Origin of the sequence: Pseudomonas sp. MPB23, assembly GCF_046605395.1 — a bacterium.
Lineage (GTDB): Bacteria > Pseudomonadota > Gammaproteobacteria > Pseudomonadales > Pseudomonadaceae > Aquipseudomonas.
On sequence record NZ_CP176771.1, the window covers coordinates 289,642 to 305,207 of the forward strand.

Sequence of the window (15,566 nt, forward strand, 5' to 3'; positions counted from 1 at the left end):
TAAACTTCTACCTTTTCTTGTTCGCAAAAGATCAACAATAACGATTATGCTCACCTAACTGACCGAGCAATCCGCTCAGTCTTGTGTAGTTTTACTACTCGTATATACATTCGAAAGGCTGAAATGGCCGACGATTTGTAGTAAAACTACAGGACGCCGAAGCAACCTTCGGCCACCCAAGAATTTATGTCGTCTGCCCACAAGGCCAGTCGCAAACTTCAGGCAACCGATTCTGGTAGCCTTTCCGCCCTGGAGCAAGCCATGCAAGACCTCGATCCCGTCGAAACCCAGGAATGGCTGGACGCCCTGGAATCGGTTCTCGACAAAGAAGGCGAAGACCGTGCTCACTATCTGATGACCCGTATGGGCGAACTCGCGACCCGCAGCGGCTCGCAACTGCCCTACGCCATCACCACGCCATACCGCAACACCATCCCCGTTACCCACGAAGCACGCATGCCTGGCGACCTGTTCATGGAACGCCGCATTCGCTCGCTGGTACGCTGGAACGCCATGGCGATGGTAATGCGCACGAACTTGAAAGATTCTGACCTGGGCGGTCACATCTCCAGCTTCGCTTCCAGCGCAACCTTGTATGACATCGGCTTCAACTACTTCTTCCAGGCCCCGACCGACGAACACGGCGGCGACCTGATCTACTTCCAGGGCCACACCTCGCCAGGCGTCTACGCCCGTGCGTTCATGGAAGGTCGCATCAGCGAAGAGCAAATGAACAACTTCCGCCAGGAAGTCGGCGGTCAGGGCCTGTCGTCCTACCCGCACCCTTGGCTGATGCCTGAGTTCTGGCAGTTCCCGACCGTTTCCATGGGTCTGGGCCCGATCCAGGCGATCTACCAGGCGCGCTTCATGAAGTACCTGGAAGCCCGTGGCTTCATCCCCGAAGGCAAGCAGAAAGTCTGGTGTTTCCTGGGCGACGGCGAGTGCGACGAGCCGGAATCCCTGGGCGCCATCTCCCTGGCCGGCCGCGAGAAGCTGGACAACCTGATCTTCGTCATCAACTGCAACCTGCAGCGCCTCGACGGCCCGGTTCGCGGCAACGGCAAGATCATCCAGGAACTCGAAGGCGTGTTCCGCGGTGCTCAGTGGAACGTGACCAAAGTCATCTGGGGCCGTTTCTGGGACCCACTGCTGGCCAAGGACGTCGACGGTATCCTGCAACGTCGCATGGACGAAGTCATCGACGGCGAGTACCAGAACTACAAGGCCAAAGACGGCGCGTTCGTACGCGAACACTTCTTCAACTCGCCTGAACTCAAGGCGATGGTTGCCGACCTGTCCGACGACGAGATCTGGAAACTCAACCGTGGCGGCCACGACCCGTACAAGGTCTATGCGGCGTACCACGAAGCGGTCAACCACAAAGAACAACCGACTGTCATCCTGGCCAAGACCATCAAGGGTTATGGCACCGGTGCCGGCGAAGCGAAGAACACCGCGCACAACACCAAGAAAGTCGATGTCGACAGCCTGAAGTTGTTCCGCGACCGCTTCGACATCCCGGTCAAGGACGAAGAGCTGGAAAACCTGCCGTTCTTCAAGCCGGAGCCGAACAGCGCCGAAGCCCGCTACCTGAGCGAGCGTCGTGCCGCACTGGGCGGTTTCGTGCCACAGCGCCGCGCCAAGAGCTTCAACATCCCGACGCCGGCACTGGATACCCTCAAGGCTATCCTCGACGGTTCGGGCGACCGTGAAATCTCCACCACCATGGCCTTCGTGCGCATCCTCGCGCAGTTGGTCAAGGACAAGGAAATCGGTTCGCGCATCGTGCCGATCATCCCGGACGAAGCCCGTACCTTCGGTATGGAAGGCATGTTCCGTCAGTTGGGCATCTACTCCTCCGTCGGCCAGCTCTACGAGCCAGTCGATAAAGACCAGGTGATGTTCTACAAGGAAGACAAGAAGGGCCAGATCCTCGAAGAAGGCATCAACGAAGCGGGCGCCATGAGCTCCTTCATCGCTGCCGGTACCTCGTACTCCAGCCACAACCAGCCGATGCTGCCGTTCTACATCTTCTACTCGATGTTCGGCTTCCAGCGTATCGGCGACCTGGCTTGGGCAGCAGGCGACAGCCGTACCCGTGGCTTCCTGATCGGCGGCACCGCCGGCCGCACCACGCTGAACGGCGAAGGCCTGCAACACGAAGACGGTCACAGCCACATCCTGGCGGCCACCATTCCGAACTGCCGCACCTTTGATCCAACCTACGGCTATGAGCTGGCGGTGATCATCCAGGACGGCATGAAGAAGATGACCCAGGAGCAGCAGGACGTTTTCTACTACATCACCGTGATGAACGAGTCCTACCAGCAACCCGCCATGCCGGCCGGTGTCGAGGAAGGCATCATCAAGGGCATGTACCTGCTCGAAGAAGACACCAAGGAAGCGGCGCATCACGTGCAACTGATGGGCTCCGGCACCATCCTGCGCGAAGTGCGTGAAGCGGCGAAGATCCTGCGTGAAGAGTTCAACGTCGGCGCCGACGTGTGGAGCGTCACCAGCTTCAACGAACTGCGTCGCGACGGCCTGGCCGTAGAACGCAACAACCGCCTGCACCCAGGCCAGAAGCCTGAGCTGAGCTACGTCGAAGAATGCCTGGCGGGCCGTAAGGGTCCGGTCATCGCGTCCACCGACTATATGAAGCTGTTTGCTGAACAGATTCGCCAGTGGGTCCCGTCCAAGGAATTCAAAGTCCTGGGCACCGACGGTTTCGGCCGCAGTGACAGCCGTAAGAAGCTGCGTCACTTCTTCGAAGTCGACCGTCACTTCGTGGTGTTGGCAGCCCTGGAAGCCTTGGCTGACCGTGGTGAGATCGAACCGAAGGTGGTGGCTGACGCCATCGTCAAGTTCGGGATCAACCCGGAAAAACGCAACCCACTGGACTGCTGAGGAGATTTTTTGTGAGCGAACTCATTCGCGTACCTGACATCGGCAGCGGTGAAGGTGAAGTAATCGAGCTGTTTGTAAAGGTCGGCGACACCGTTGAAGCCGACCAGAGCATCCTGACCCTGGAATCGGACAAGGCGAGCATGGAAATCCCTGCTCCCAAGGCCGGCGTGGTCAAGAGCCTGAAAGTGAAGCTGGGCGACCGCCTGAAAGAAGGCGACGAACTGCTGGAGCTGGAAATCGAAGGCGCTGCTGATGCAGCCCCTGCGGCCGCGCCTGCTGCCGCTGCAGCACCTGCGCCGGCTGAAAAACCCGCTGCCGTTGCCGAGGCGCCTGCCGCCCCGGCCGCTGCACCGGCCGCCGCCAGCGTTCAGGACATTTATGTCCCGGACATCGGTTCTTCGGGCAAGGCCAAGATCATCGAGCTGCTGGTCAAGGTCGGCGACACCGTTGAAGCCGACCAGTCGCTGATCACCCTGGAGTCCGACAAGGCCTCCATGGAGATCCCATCGCCGGCAGCCGGCGTGGTGGAAAGCATCGCGGTCAAGCTGGAAGACGAAGTCGGCACTGGCGACTTCATCCTCAAGCTGAAAGTCCAAGGCGCTGCGTCGGCTGCGGCTCCAGCACCCGCCGCCGCTCCGGCGCCTGCAAAAGCTGAAGCTGCACCGGCCGCCGCCCCTGCGCCTGCTGCAAAAGCCGAGGCCGCACCGGCCCCTGCTGCTGCCGCACCAGCGCCAAGCGGAGCCAAGGTTCACGCCGGCCCGGCTGTACGCCAACTGGCGCGTGAATTCGGCGTCGAGCTGAACGCTGTGTCGGCCAGCGGCCCTCACGGTCGCGTGCTCAAGGAAGACGTGCAGGCTTACGTCAAGTCCGTGATGAACAAAGCCAAGGAAGCGCCGGCTGCCGGCAACGCCACCGGTGGCGCGGGCATCCCGCCAATCCCGGCCGTGGACTTCAGCCGCTTCGGCGAAACCGAAGAAGTGCCGATGACCCGCCTGATGCAAATCGGCGCGTCGAGCCTGCACCGCAGTTGGCTGAACATCCCGCACGTGACCCAGTTCGACCAGGCCGACATCACCGACCTGGAAGCTTTCCGCGTTGCGCAGAAAGCCGTGGCCGAGAAGGCCGGCGTGAAGCTGACCGTGCTGCCACTGCTGCTCAAGGCCTGCGCGCACCTGCTCAAGGAACTGCCGGACTTCAACAGTTCGCTGGCGCCAAGCGGCAAGGCGATCATTCGCAAGAAGTACGTGCACATTGGCTTTGCGGTCGACACCCCGGATGGCCTGCTGGTACCGGTCATCAAGAACGTCGACCAGAAGAGCCTGCTGCAATTGGCTGCCGAAGCCGCCGCGCTGGCTGCCAAGGCTCGCGACAAGAAGCTCACCGCAGACGACATGCAGGGCGCGTGCTTCACCATCTCCAGCCTCGGCCACATTGGCGGTACTGGCTTCACGCCAATCGTCAACGCGCCGGAAGTGGCGATCCTGGGCGTGTCCAAGGCAACTATCCAGCCGGTATGGGACGGTAAAGCGTTCCAGCCGAAGCTGATGCTGCCGCTGTCGCTGTCCTACGATCACCGTGTGATCAACGGCGCCGCCGCAGCACGCTTCACCCAGCGTCTGAGCCAACTGCTGAACGACATCCGCACCATTCTGCTGTAAGCGTTCGCGGGCCTCTCCTTCACCGGAGAGGCCCGGTTACACCGATTTCCGAGCGCCACGCTCGTACCTCAACCCCGCCATTTGGCGGGGCTTTTTTTGCCTCGGCTCAGGGTCAAAAATTGGACACGTCGAACAGGTTTGTACACCTTCCATCACCCCAATTGAAGAAAGCCCTCGCGCAGCCGATAACACGGTTATAGCACTTAGCCTTCATCCTCTCTTGTCAGCCCGCGCCGCATGATGCAACCTTGCCGTAGGCAGCAGCAAAGAGGGCGTAAGCCCGGCGCCGTGTGCGACAGATCAAGTGAGTTTCCCCCATGAAAAGCCAATCCGATGTCGCTCGTTTGGCGGCCGAGGTAGTGACGCAGTTACCGGTGCCTTCGCGCCTCGGTATGCTCCGTTTCGAGCGGCTTAATGAGGCAAGCTGGGCCCTGCTCTACCTGGACCCCAATTGCGAGCGCCAATTCGGCCTGCCGGCGGTGGAGCTGTGCGCCTTGATCGGCACGCCCTACGCCAGCCTGATGGAGCCCCAGGCACGCTATCAACTGCACGACACCATCCAGCAACAGCTGACCCAGAGTGCTCATTACCTGGTGCGCTATACCCTGCACACCAGCGACGGCCCGCTGAGCCTGCTGGAAATGGGCGAAGCCTACAAACAACACAATCGCCACCTGTTGCGCGGCTACCTGATGGTGGTCGAAGGCCTGTTCAGCGAAATACCCGCCCCCACGGCGGAGCTGGAAAGCCAGAACACCCGCCTGCAGATCGCCCTGGAGCTCAACCAGCACGCCCAGCAGGTACAACTGCAGCACCTGGAACGGGTGCGCGCCCAGCAGGAACTGATCCTGCTGTTGGCCCGCCAGCGCTACACCACCCAAAATTCGCTGCAGGAAGCCGCCGAGCTGATCACCCGCAGCGCCTGCGATATCTATCAGATCGACTGTGCCAGCATCTGGAACCTCGAAGACCAGCGCCTGGTGCCGATCTCGGCCTACAACCGCGCCGACCAACGCCACCATCTGCCGGAGCCGATCGACGCCAGTGGCTTCCCCGATTACCTGGAAGCCCTGCATACCAGCCGCGCGATCGACGCCACCAACGCCATGCGCGACCCGCGCACCCGGGAAATGGCCGACAGCCTGCGCGCCAAGAACATCTACGCCATGCTCGACGCGAGCATCCGTGTCGATGGCCACGTGGTGGGCGTGCTGTGCCTGGAACAGGGTGGCAATGCGCGCGCCTGGCAGGCCGATGAAATTGCCTTCGCCGGCGAGCTGGCCGACCAGTTCGCGCAAGTGATCAACAACCACAACCGCCGGACCGCCACCAGCGCCCTGCACCTGTTCCAAAGGGCGGTGGAACAAAGCGCCAACGCGTTTCTGCTGGTCAACTGCGACGGCGTGGTGGAATACGTCAACCCCAGCTTCACCGCGATCACCCAGTACAGCGCCGAAGAAGTGCACGGCCACCGCCTCGCCCATCTGCCGGCGCTGGAGAATCTCAGCGAGCTGCTGTTCGACGCGCCATCGAGCCTGGCCAAGAGCAATAGCTGGCAGGGCGAATTCAAGAGCCGCCGCAAAAACCTGGAACCCTACTGGGGCCAGTTGTCGATCTCCAAGGTGTATGGCGATAACCGTGAGCTGACCCACTACATCGGCATCTACGAAGACATCACCCAGACCAAGCTGGCCCAGCAGCGCATCGAGCGCCTGGCCTATACCGACAACCTGACCAACCTGGGCAATCGCCCGGCGTTCATCCGCAACCTCGACGAACGCTTTGCCCGCGACAGCGACACCCCGATCAGCCTGCTGCTGGTGGACATCGACAACTTCAAGCGGATCAACGACAGCCTCGGCCATCAGACCGGCGACAAACTGCTGATCAGCCTGGCTCGGCGCTTGCGCAACAGCCTGAGTGCCGGCGGCAGCCTGGCGCGCTTTGCCAGTAATGAATTCGCGGTGCTGCTCGACGACACCGACCAGGAGAGCGGCCAGCAGGTCGCCAGCCAGTTGCTGGCGACCCTCGACAAACCGATGTTCGTCGACAACCAACTGATCAGCGTGACCGGCTCCGTGGGCCTGGCCTGTGCGCCGCTGCACGGCCGCGACCCGCAAACGCTGATGCGTAACGCCGGCCTCGCACTGCACAAGGCCAAAGCCAACGGCAAACACCAGGTGCAGGTGTTTACCGAAGCGCTGAACGCCGAGGCCAGTTACAAGCTGTTCGTGGAAAACAACCTGCGCCGCGCTCTGACCCAGAACGAGCTGGACGTGTTCTACCAGCCCAAACTGTGCCTGCGCAGCGGTCGCCTGCTGGGCATGGAAGCGCTGCTGCGCTGGAACCACCCGGAAAAGGGCATGATCCGCCCCGATCAGTTCATCAGCGTGGCCGAAGAGACCGGGCTGATCATCCCAATCGGTAAATGGGTCGCCCGCCAGGCCTGCCGCATGAGCAAGCAACTGAGCGCTGCCGGCATGGGCAACCTACAGGTGGCGATCAACCTGTCGCCCAAGCAGTTCTCCGACCCGGACCTGGTGGCGTCGATTGCCACGATCCTTGCGGAAGAAGGACTGCCGGCCAACCTGCTCGAACTTGAGTTGACCGAAGGCCTGCTGCTGGAGGCCACCGAGGACACCCGCCTGCAACTCGACCAATTGAAAAGCCTGGGCCTGACCCTGGCCATGGACGACTTCGGCACCGGTTACTCGTCGCTGAGCTATTTGAAAAAATTCCCCATCGACATCATTAAGATCGACCGCAGCTTCATCCACGAAATCCCGGATAACCAGGACGACATGGAGATCACCTCGGCAGTGATCGCCATGGCCCACAACCTCAAGCTCAAAGTGGTGGCCGAAGGCGTCGAAACCGCCGAGCAACTGGCGTTCCTGCGCCGGCATCGTTGCGACGTGGGCCAGGGCTACCTGTTTGATCGGCCGATCCCCGGTTCGGAGCTGATGGAGAAGCTCAGGCGCTATCCTCGTGGGCCAATCGCCTGACAGCGCCGTAACACTCGGGCACACTGGCTGTCTGACTCCTTACCGATAACTCAATCTGACTGAGAGGACTGATCATGGTCTTGCGCTCGGAAATTCTGGTGAACAAAAACGTGCTCCCTACTCAAGAACAAGCTTTGCCTGGCCGCGAAACCCCGATGACGCTGCCAGAGACGCACTTCGTCAACGGTAACCCGCTGCTGGGCCCGTTCCTCGACGATGTCGGTTTCGCGATCTTCGGCCTCGGCTGCTTCTGGGGTGCCGAGCGCAAATTCTGGCAGCGCGATGGCGTGGTCAGCACCGTGGTCGGCTACGCCGGCGGCTACACACCGAACCCGACCTACGAAGAAGTCTGCTCGGGCCTGACCGGCCACAGCGAAGTGGTGCTGGTGGTCTACGACCAGGCCAAGGTCAAATACGAAGACCTGCTGAAGATGTTCTGGGAACTGCACAACCCGACCCAGGGCATGCGCCAGGGCAACGACATCGGCAGCCAGTACCGCTCGGTGATCTATGCCACCACGCCTGAGCAATTGGCGGCGGCCAAGGCCAGTGCACAGGCCTATCAGGCAGAACTGACCAAGGCCGGCCTGGGCACGATTACCACGGAAATCGACGAAGCGCCGACGGTGTACTTCGCCGAGGCGTATCACCAGCAGTACCTGGCGAAGAATCCCCAGGGCTACTGCGGGATCGGCGGCACAGGCGTGACCTGCCCGATCTAAGCCCCCCTGCATTGCCGCCTGCCTCTTTGGAGCCGGCTTGCCGACGATAGCGATCTTGAGGACGCCATCGCCGGCAAACCGGCTCCTACAGGTTTTTCGAGCGGGTTACTCCGCGATGAGCCAATCCATCTGCCACCCGCCCTGGGTCTGGCCCAGCTTCTTGGACAGCCACGGCAGCAGCTCACGCAATTCTTCTTCCAGGCCCCACGGCGGATTGGCGATGGCCAGGCCCGAGCCGGTCAGGGTGTCCGGCGTGTCCAGCGGGTGCACCAGCAATTCCACACGTAACAGCTTCGGCGCACCGGTGCCGGCCAGGTCCTGGTAGAAGCGGCGCAGCATGCGCTGGTCTTTCACCGGGTACCAGATGGCCGCCACGGTCTGGCGCATACGCCCCACCGCTTCCTTGAGCGAAGCGGCGCAGCGCTGCATCTCATCGAGTTTCTCGAACGGCGGGTCGATCAGCATCAACGCGCGCTTTTCCGGCACCGGCAGCAAGGCGCGCGGCACATGCCAGCCTTCGCCCAGGTGCACCTTGACCCGACGATCACCCTTCATGTTGTCCTTGAGCAGCACGCCGTCTTCCGGGTGTTTTTCATTGAGCAACACGCGGTCCTGGGGGCGCGTGAGGCGCCGCGCCAGCTCCGGCGAGCCCGGGTAGTAGCGCAACTGGCCATCCGGGTTCATCTCGTGCAGCACGCGCATGTAGTCGGCGGTCAGGGGCGGCAGGTCGGTTTCGCCCCACAGGCGCGCGATGCCTTCCAGGTATTCACCGGTGCGGTTGGCCTGGTCGCCCTGCAGGTCGTACAGACCGATCCCGGCGTGGGTGTCGAGGTAGGCGAACGGCTGCTCCTTGCGCGACATCAGGGCGATGAGGCGGGTCAAGGTCAGGTGTTTGAAGACATCGGCATGGTTGCCGGCGTGAAAGGCGTGACGATAATTCATGGTTGCTCCTGCGCAGGCGGCGAAGTTTACCTTCTACGGACGCAAAGGTGCAGGGGCGCATGCCGGGCGGTGTTTATATCGAAAAAACACGCGCTCGCTCGAAAAAAATCTAAGTGTCGACGCTGGCGTGGATTTATTGTGGCGAGCATTTCATCCAAGGAGGTCAATAACCACCATGAAAGACGCCACCATCGCGCTGCACCACGGCTTCAAATCGGACCCGACCACCAAGGCCGTGGCCGTGCCGATCTATCAGAACGTCGCCTTCGAATTCGATAACGCCCAGCACGGCGCCGACCTGTTCAACCTCGACGTGCCCGGCAATATCTACACGCGGATCATGAACCCGACCAACGATGTGCTGGAGCAGCGCCTCGCCGCCCTCGAAGGCGGTATCGCCGCGCTGGTCGTGTCCGCCGGCAGCGCAGCGATTCACTATGCAATCCAGACCCTGACCCGTGCCGGTGACAACATCGTCACCACCCCGCAGCTCTATGGCGGCACCTACACCCTGTTCGCCCACCTGCTGCCCAGCTTCGGCGTGGATGTGCGTTTCGCCCGCGACGACAGCGCCGAGGCCATCGCCGAACTGATCGATGAGAACACCAAGCTGGTGTACTGCGAAAGCATCGGCAACCCCGCCGGCAATATCATCGACATCGAAGCCCTGGCCAACGTCGCCCACGCCCGCGGCGTACCGCTGATGGTGGACAACACCGTGGCCACGCCGATCCTGTGCAAGCCGATCCAGTTCGGCGCCGACATCGTGGTGCACTCGATCACCAAATACGTCGGCGGCCATGGCAACTCCCTGGGCGGCGTGATCGTCGACAGCGGGACCTTCCCCTGGACCCAATACCCGGAAAAATTCCCCGGCCTCAACCAGCCCGAGCCGGCCTATCACGGCGTGGTCTACACCGAAAAATTCGGCCCCGCCGCCTTCATCGCCCGCGCCCGTACGGTGCCACTACGCAACACCGGGGCAGCGCTCGCGCCGATGAACGCCTTTCTGCTGCTGCAAGGCCTGGAAACCCTGGCCTTGCGCATGGAGCGTCACACTGAAAACGCGCTGAAAATCGCGCAATTCCTGCAGGGCCATGCCGAGGTGGAATGGGTCAGCTACGCCGGACTGCCGGATCACCCGCACCATGCGCTGGCGCAGAAATACATGCAGGGCAAACCGTCGGCGATCCTGTCGTTCGGCCTCAAAGGCGGCTACGAAGCCGGCGTGCGTTTCTACGACGCCCTGCAAATCTTCAAGCGCCTGGTGAACATCGGCGACGCCAAATCCCTCGCCTGCCATCCGGCCTCCACCACCCATCGGCAGATGAACGAACAGGAGCAGGCCAAGGCTGGCGTGAAGCCGGAGATGATCCGCCTGTCGGTGGGCATCGAGGCCATTGAAGACCTGATCGACGACTTGCAGCAGGCGCTGGGCTCAAGCCAACGCTGAAGCCAGGTGGTCGGCCAGCGCTTGATGGCTGACCTGCGATCGACGCGCGAAGTAGGCGACCTTGTGCCGCAAGGTCGCCGGCGCAAAGGCCGTGAACAGCTCCGGGCGATGTTCTTCGAGCCATTGCAGCAGGTTGTCGATCAGGATTTGCGGGGATTGCGTGGCGAGGTGCTCCAGCAAAGGGGCAGGCACTCGCCACCACGGACTGGGTTTGGCCGCCGTGACCGGGCCCGTCGCCACCGTCAGCGGCTGCCCATTGATCAGATACCGCTGGAACACCGGCACTACCGCGCCCATTTCATCGCCCAGGGTTTGCACGATCGGCAAAAACTGCGCGCCATCCCAGAAACGCAAGAACACCTCCCGGTCATCGGGCAGATAGACCTTGGTCAGCCCCTTCAGGTGCTCGATCACCGTTTCCACCGGGCTGGACGACACCGCCAGCCAACCCCAGTCCGTTGCAGCGGTGGTGGCGATCCAATCAAGGAAAGCGCTGCCCGGTTCAACCAGGGCAACGTGAGGCATCACCTCATCCCAATCGGCGTAGGCCGTGGCCGCCCAGATGGATTGCGGCGGTTCCCCGGCCGCCATGGCTCGCCAGGCGGCATACGGCTTGGCCTCGCTGGCATTGCCCAGCACGGCGAAGATCCGCTCATTGGCAGCCAGAGGGTGTTGGGCCAGCCAGGCGCCGGGCGTCAAAGGTGAATACATCAGGCTGAATTCCTTTCAAGGTGGGATTGACCGCCGATAGCGCACTGGCCGTTCTTGCAGCGCTCGCACTCTTCGCAAAACGGCGCGCTGCGTTTCAGGCTCGCCACCTGCACGCGGCTCAGCGGTGCGGGAATCACCGCGAGCAATTGCGCCTTCCAACCCGGTATCAACGGCGCGGCTGTCGGCGCGGTCGCGCCCCCCAGCTGGATCGGAACGCTGCTGAAAATCCCACCCGACGACAGCGTGATCGACTGCCCGCCGGCCTGAATCGTCACGCTCGCGCCCGCATCGATAACCACGCTTTGTCCCGCGCCGATGTGAATGGTGCGCCCGGCGCGCATCTGCTGCGAGCCACCGACCATGAGGTGATCGTCCTGCTTGAGTTCGGTCAGGCGATTGCCATGGGTGATGCGCTGTTCCTCGCCCTGCACTTCATGGTGCGACTCGCCGCCCACGCTGACCCGGCGCCGGTTATCCACCTGCACCTGCTGGTCATGCAACACATGCTGGGTCCAGTCGCGCTGGGCGCGCAGATAGATTTCCTCGGCACCCTTGCGGTCTTCGATGCGCAGTTCGTTGTAGCCACCGCCCCCAGGGCTGCTCTGGCTGCGAAAGATGCTACGGGTCTTGTCTGCCGGCAGGTCGAGGGGCACCGGGGTGGCCGCATTGGCCAGGCAGCCCATCACCACCGGCATGTCCATGTCGCCATTGACGAAGCCCACCAGCACTTCCATGCCCACCCGCGGAATCAGCACCGCGCCATAGCGGTCATGGGCCCAGCCACTGGCGACCCGCAGCCAGCAACTGGAATGGTCGGTGTGATCGCCGGCGCGGTCCCAGGCCAGTTGCACCTTGACCCGGCCGTATTCGTCGCAGTGGATTTCACTGTCGACAGGACCAGTGACCACCGCGTTCTGATAGCCCGACAGGGTCGGGCGCGGCAGCGCAGGCAACGGTGGGCGAAAGATTGCATCCCACGGCGCGGCGACGAATTCATTGCGATAGCCCTGACGAAAATCCCCATCAGCGACCTCGGTAACCACCTCCTCCAGCACCTGGGGTTGCCGACCCTCGTGGGTGACTTGGCGCACCAGCCACAGGTCATTCCAGGCTTGGCGCGGATGGCCGGTCAATTTGAGGAACCGGCCGCTGCTCAACGCCGGCTCATCACCGTCGCCGCGAGCCAGTCGATAATCACTGCGCTGACGCTCCAACCCACGTTGTGCCAGGTATTTACCGTGGGTACGGTCGCTGAAATGGCCGGGGTAAACCTGCTCTTCAAGCGCGGGACGCTGTTCGACGCAAACCGCGCTTTCCAGCTCGATGTGCGGTTTGCGCCAATCGTAATCCCGCAGATTCACCGCGGTGGTCCGTGTTGCCAGGTGCACGGCAAACCGCTTGATCGCCGGCGTGTCCGCCACCATTCCGGAGCCGGCCTCATAAGGTGTGGACCGAGCAGCCTGGGCGAACACCGTCTGGTCGTCGCCGAACACCAGCCGATGACCTTCGGGCGAATGCTGGAAGTGATAGTGAATGCCCTGCTCGACACACAGCCGCTCGATGAACGCCAGATCGGTCTCGTCGAACTGCACGCAATACTCCCTTTCAGGGTACGTACCGCTCAGGCGGAACTCGAATTGGTCGCGCTGAATCGCCTGCCCCACCAAGACCAGCGCGACGATCTGCGGCACCGTCTTGTGCTGGAAAATGCGCTGGTGACGGCTGTGCTGCAAATACGCCAACTGCGGCACCAGGCTGACCTGATAACGCGTGAGTCGCGGCCCGGAATCGCCCTGCGCCACGCTATAAACCAGGCCATGCACACCATGGCCGCGGTCATCGAAGCTCAGATACGCCTGGCGATTGAGCACGCGTTCCAGGTCCAGGTCAGGCCGCTCGCTGACCAGTTCGAGGTTGAAACAATACGGCTGACTGATGGCCTCGGTGCCGTGGAACGCGAACACCTTGAAGTCACTGGGTACCCCATCGAGGGTCAGGGTAAAGGCACTTTGATTGGCAGGAGCGAACATCCGGTGTTTCTCTGCAAAGGGGTAGGCGGCGGATTTTGCACCATGGCTCCACGTGCCTGAGCAGGCGGCGGATAAATCAGTAAAACCCTACGCACAGGCGCCTGAATCTTCTTCGAACCGGGTCGGCACACAGGCAAAAAAAGGCCCGCAATCCGTAGGACGCGGGCCTTTTTTCAACTCATCGGGCGCTCGGCGCCAAACGAATCACTTGTTGAGGTTGTAGTCTTTTTCCGCAGCATCAAAGCGCTTGAGCATACCGGGCGTCGGTTCGCCCAGCTTGCTCACGATGTAGATCGCCAGGCTGGAGAAGATGAAGCCTGGAATGATTTCGTACAAGCCCAGCACCTCGAAATGCTTCCACACCATTACGGTGATCGCACCGACCAGGATGCCGGCCAGTGCGCCGTTGCGGGTCATCTGTTTCCAGATCACCGAAATCAGCACCACCGGGCCGAACGCCGCGCCGAAACCGGCCCAGGCGTAGCTCACCAGACCCAGCACTCGGCTGCCCGGGTTGGTGGCCAAGATGATGGCGACCAAGGCCACCAGCAGCACCATGGCACGGCCGACCCACACCAGTTCAGCCTGGGAGGCGGCGTTCCCGCGCAGGAACGCTTTGTAGAAGTCTTCGGTCAGGGCACTGGAACACACCAGCAGTTGGCAGCTCAAGGTGCTCATGACCGCCGCCAGGATGGCCGACAGCAGGACACCCGCGATCCATGGGTTGAATAGCAGCTTGGCCAGCTCGATGAATATGCGCTCATGGTTGGCGTTCACCGGGCCCGCGACTTCAGGGTGCGCAGAGAAGTAAGCGATACCGAAGAAGCCCACGGCCACGGTGCCGCCCAGGCACAGGATCATCCAAGTCATGGAGATGCGACGCGCGTTGGCGATCGACTTCACCGAATCCGCCGCCATGAAGCGCGCCAGGATGTGCGGTTGGCCGAAGTAACCCAGGCCCCAGCCCAGCAGGGAAATGATGCCGATGAAGCTGCCGTTTTTCAGCATGTTGAAGTTTTCGGGGTTCTGGGCTTCGATCGCCAGGAACGTGGTATCGACACCGCCGGTGGCCAGCAGCACCATGATCGGCGTCAGGATCAGCGCGAAGATCATCAGGGTGGCTTGTACGGTATCGGTCCAGCTCACTGCCAGGAAACCGCCCACGAAAGTGTAGGCAATGGTCGCCGCCGCACCGGCCCACAGCGCTGCCTCGTAGGACATGCCGAAGGTGCTTTCGAACAGGCGGCCACCGGCCACGATGCCGGAGGCGCAATAGACGGTGAAGAACACCAGGATCACCAGGGCGGAGATGATCCGCAGCAGGCCGCTTTCATCTTCGAAACGGCTGGCGAAGTAATCCGGCAGCGTCAGGGCGTCGCCGTTGTGCTCGGTCTGTACCCGCAGGCGACCGGCCACGAACAACCAGTTGAGGTAGGCACCGACGATCAGGCCGATGGCGATCCAGCTTTCCGACAGGCCGGACAGGTAGATCGCGCCCGGCAGGCCCATCAGCAACCAGCCGCTCATATCGGAAGCGCCGGCCGACAAAGCTGTCACCACACTGCCGAGGCTGCGACCGCCGAGGATGTAGTCGGAAAGGTTGTTGGTGGAGCGATAGGCCATGAAGCCGATCAGCACCATTGCTGCGATGTAGATCACGAAGGTGATCAGGGTGGGATTGCTAACGCTCATAAGGAGTGACGCCCTGGCTTTGTTTTTATGTAGCGGCGGTCTGTCAGACGGCCCCCCACTGGAAGTAGGTGAACGTAACTGCGTGCCGCGCATTTATGACTGACGTTTCCCCAGGAAAGCCGCCAGCCGATGAACCACGCCGCTGGAGTGGTTGCACCTTGGCCGCGAATGCTATTCAACAAAGTAAATAAGGTGCAACCAGTTTTTTGCGAATAAGTTGCACCTTGATGTGTTTTGCTGAAAACGCCCCGTTTTTGCTCCTTTTCGGAGCAAGAACGGCCGACTTCAGAAGCAAATGCACCAAGGCGAAGCGGATTCGGTCGAGAGTCGGATTTTTTCCAGATGAGTCGTCGAAAATTTCATGCATAAAAAGGGTTGCACCCGGTTGCACCTCTTTCAGAGCAAAGCTAATCTTGCCGCCAGCTGATGCCACGCGGTAGTGGCAC

At 61.7% G+C, this 15,566-nt stretch carries 10 protein-coding genes; 5 read left to right on the top strand and 5 right to left on the bottom strand.

Annotation, left to right across the window (positions count from 1 at the left end; translation table 11 throughout):
- Positions 1 to 261 precede the first annotated feature (261 nt).
- From aceE to msrA, 4 genes are all read left to right on the top strand, one after another.
- Positions 262 to 2,907, top strand: coding sequence for a pyruvate dehydrogenase (acetyl-transferring), homodimeric type (gene aceE / locus ACLH0J_RS01240; protein ID WP_411390553.1), 2,646 nt, complete (start codon positions 262 to 264; stop codon positions 2,905 to 2,907).
- An 11-nt stretch (positions 2,908 to 2,918) separates the two neighbouring features.
- Positions 2,919 to 4,565, top strand: a complete 1,647-nt coding sequence (aceF, locus tag ACLH0J_RS01245) for a dihydrolipoyllysine-residue acetyltransferase (protein ID WP_411390554.1) — start codon at positions 2,919 to 2,921, stop codon at positions 4,563 to 4,565.
- Positions 4,566 to 4,882: 317 nt separating this feature from the next.
- Positions 4,883 to 7,570, top strand: a complete 2,688-nt coding sequence (locus tag ACLH0J_RS01250) for a putative bifunctional diguanylate cyclase/phosphodiesterase (protein ID WP_411390555.1) — start codon at positions 4,883 to 4,885, stop codon at positions 7,568 to 7,570.
- Positions 7,571 to 7,644: 74 nt separating this feature from the next.
- The gene (gene msrA, locus ACLH0J_RS01255; protein WP_411390556.1) at positions 7,645 to 8,292 is read left to right on the top strand and encodes a peptide-methionine (S)-S-oxide reductase MsrA; all 648 of its coding nucleotides are present in this window, start codon (positions 7,645 to 7,647) and stop codon (positions 8,290 to 8,292) included.
- Positions 8,293 to 8,397: 105 nt separating this feature from the next.
- On the opposite strand, the gene ACLH0J_RS01260 is transcribed toward msrA, so the two are convergent.
- Positions 8,398 to 9,234 carry a 23S rRNA (adenine(2030)-N(6))-methyltransferase RlmJ gene (locus ACLH0J_RS01260; protein WP_411390557.1) on the bottom strand — a complete coding sequence of 279 codons (837 nt, stop codon included), beginning with the start codon at positions 9,232 to 9,234 and terminating at the stop codon, positions 8,398 to 8,400.
- A gap of 175 nt (positions 9,235 to 9,409) precedes the next feature.
- Here ACLH0J_RS01260 and ACLH0J_RS01265 point away from each other — a divergent pair, with 175 nt between their 5' ends.
- A complete protein-coding gene (locus ACLH0J_RS01265) occupies positions 9,410 to 10,687 on the top strand; it encodes an O-acetylhomoserine aminocarboxypropyltransferase/cysteine synthase family protein (RefSeq protein WP_010563256.1) in 1,278 nt (425 codons plus the stop codon).
- Here the strand turns inward: ACLH0J_RS01265 and ACLH0J_RS01270 are convergent.
- The 4 genes from ACLH0J_RS01270 to ACLH0J_RS01285 form a co-directional block, all read right to left on the bottom strand.
- Positions 10,673 to 11,398, bottom strand: coding sequence for a DUF4123 domain-containing protein (locus tag ACLH0J_RS01270; RefSeq protein ID WP_411390558.1), 726 nt, complete (start codon positions 11,396 to 11,398; stop codon positions 10,673 to 10,675). The genes ACLH0J_RS01265 and ACLH0J_RS01270 overlap by 15 nt on opposite strands.
- Positions 11,398 to 13,428 carry a type VI secretion system tip protein TssI/VgrG gene (gene tssI / locus ACLH0J_RS01275; RefSeq protein ID WP_411390559.1) on the bottom strand — a complete coding sequence of 677 codons (2,031 nt, stop codon included), beginning with the start codon at positions 13,426 to 13,428 and terminating at the stop codon, positions 11,398 to 11,400. The genes ACLH0J_RS01270 and tssI overlap by 1 nt, the downstream gene beginning before the upstream one ends.
- 204 nt (positions 13,429 to 13,632) lie before the next feature.
- Complete coding sequence (putP, locus tag ACLH0J_RS01280; RefSeq protein WP_411390560.1) at positions 13,633 to 15,120, bottom strand: sodium/proline symporter PutP; 1,488 nt, start codon at positions 15,118 to 15,120, stop codon at positions 13,633 to 13,635.
- Positions 15,121 to 15,295: 175 nt separating this feature from the next.
- Complete coding sequence (locus tag ACLH0J_RS01285; protein ID WP_411390561.1) at positions 15,296 to 15,553, bottom strand: hypothetical protein; 258 nt, start codon at positions 15,551 to 15,553, stop codon at positions 15,296 to 15,298.
- Positions 15,554 to 15,566 lie beyond the last annotated feature (13 nt).

Coding starts and splice junctions, on each gene's coding strand:
- msrA (WP_411390556.1), top strand. CDS start 7,645: ATGGTCTTGCGCTCGGAAATTCTGGTGAACAAAAACGTGCTCCCTACT.
- tssI (WP_411390559.1), bottom strand. CDS start 13,428: ATGTTCGCTCCTGCCAATCAAAGTGCCTTTACCCTGACCCTCGATGGG.
- ACLH0J_RS01250 (WP_411390555.1), top strand. CDS start 4,883: ATGAAAAGCCAATCCGATGTCGCTCGTTTGGCGGCCGAGGTAGTGACG.
- ACLH0J_RS01270 (WP_411390558.1), bottom strand. CDS start 11,398: ATGTATTCACCTTTGACGCCCGGCGCCTGGCTGGCCCAACACCCTCTG.
- putP (WP_411390560.1), bottom strand. CDS start 15,120: ATGAGCGTTAGCAATCCCACCCTGATCACCTTCGTGATCTACATCGCA.
- aceE (WP_411390553.1), top strand. CDS start 262: ATGCAAGACCTCGATCCCGTCGAAACCCAGGAATGGCTGGACGCCCTG.
- ACLH0J_RS01265 (WP_010563256.1), top strand. CDS start 9,410: ATGAAAGACGCCACCATCGCGCTGCACCACGGCTTCAAATCGGACCCG.
- ACLH0J_RS01260 (WP_411390557.1), bottom strand. CDS start 9,234: ATGAATTATCGTCACGCCTTTCACGCCGGCAACCATGCCGATGTCTTC.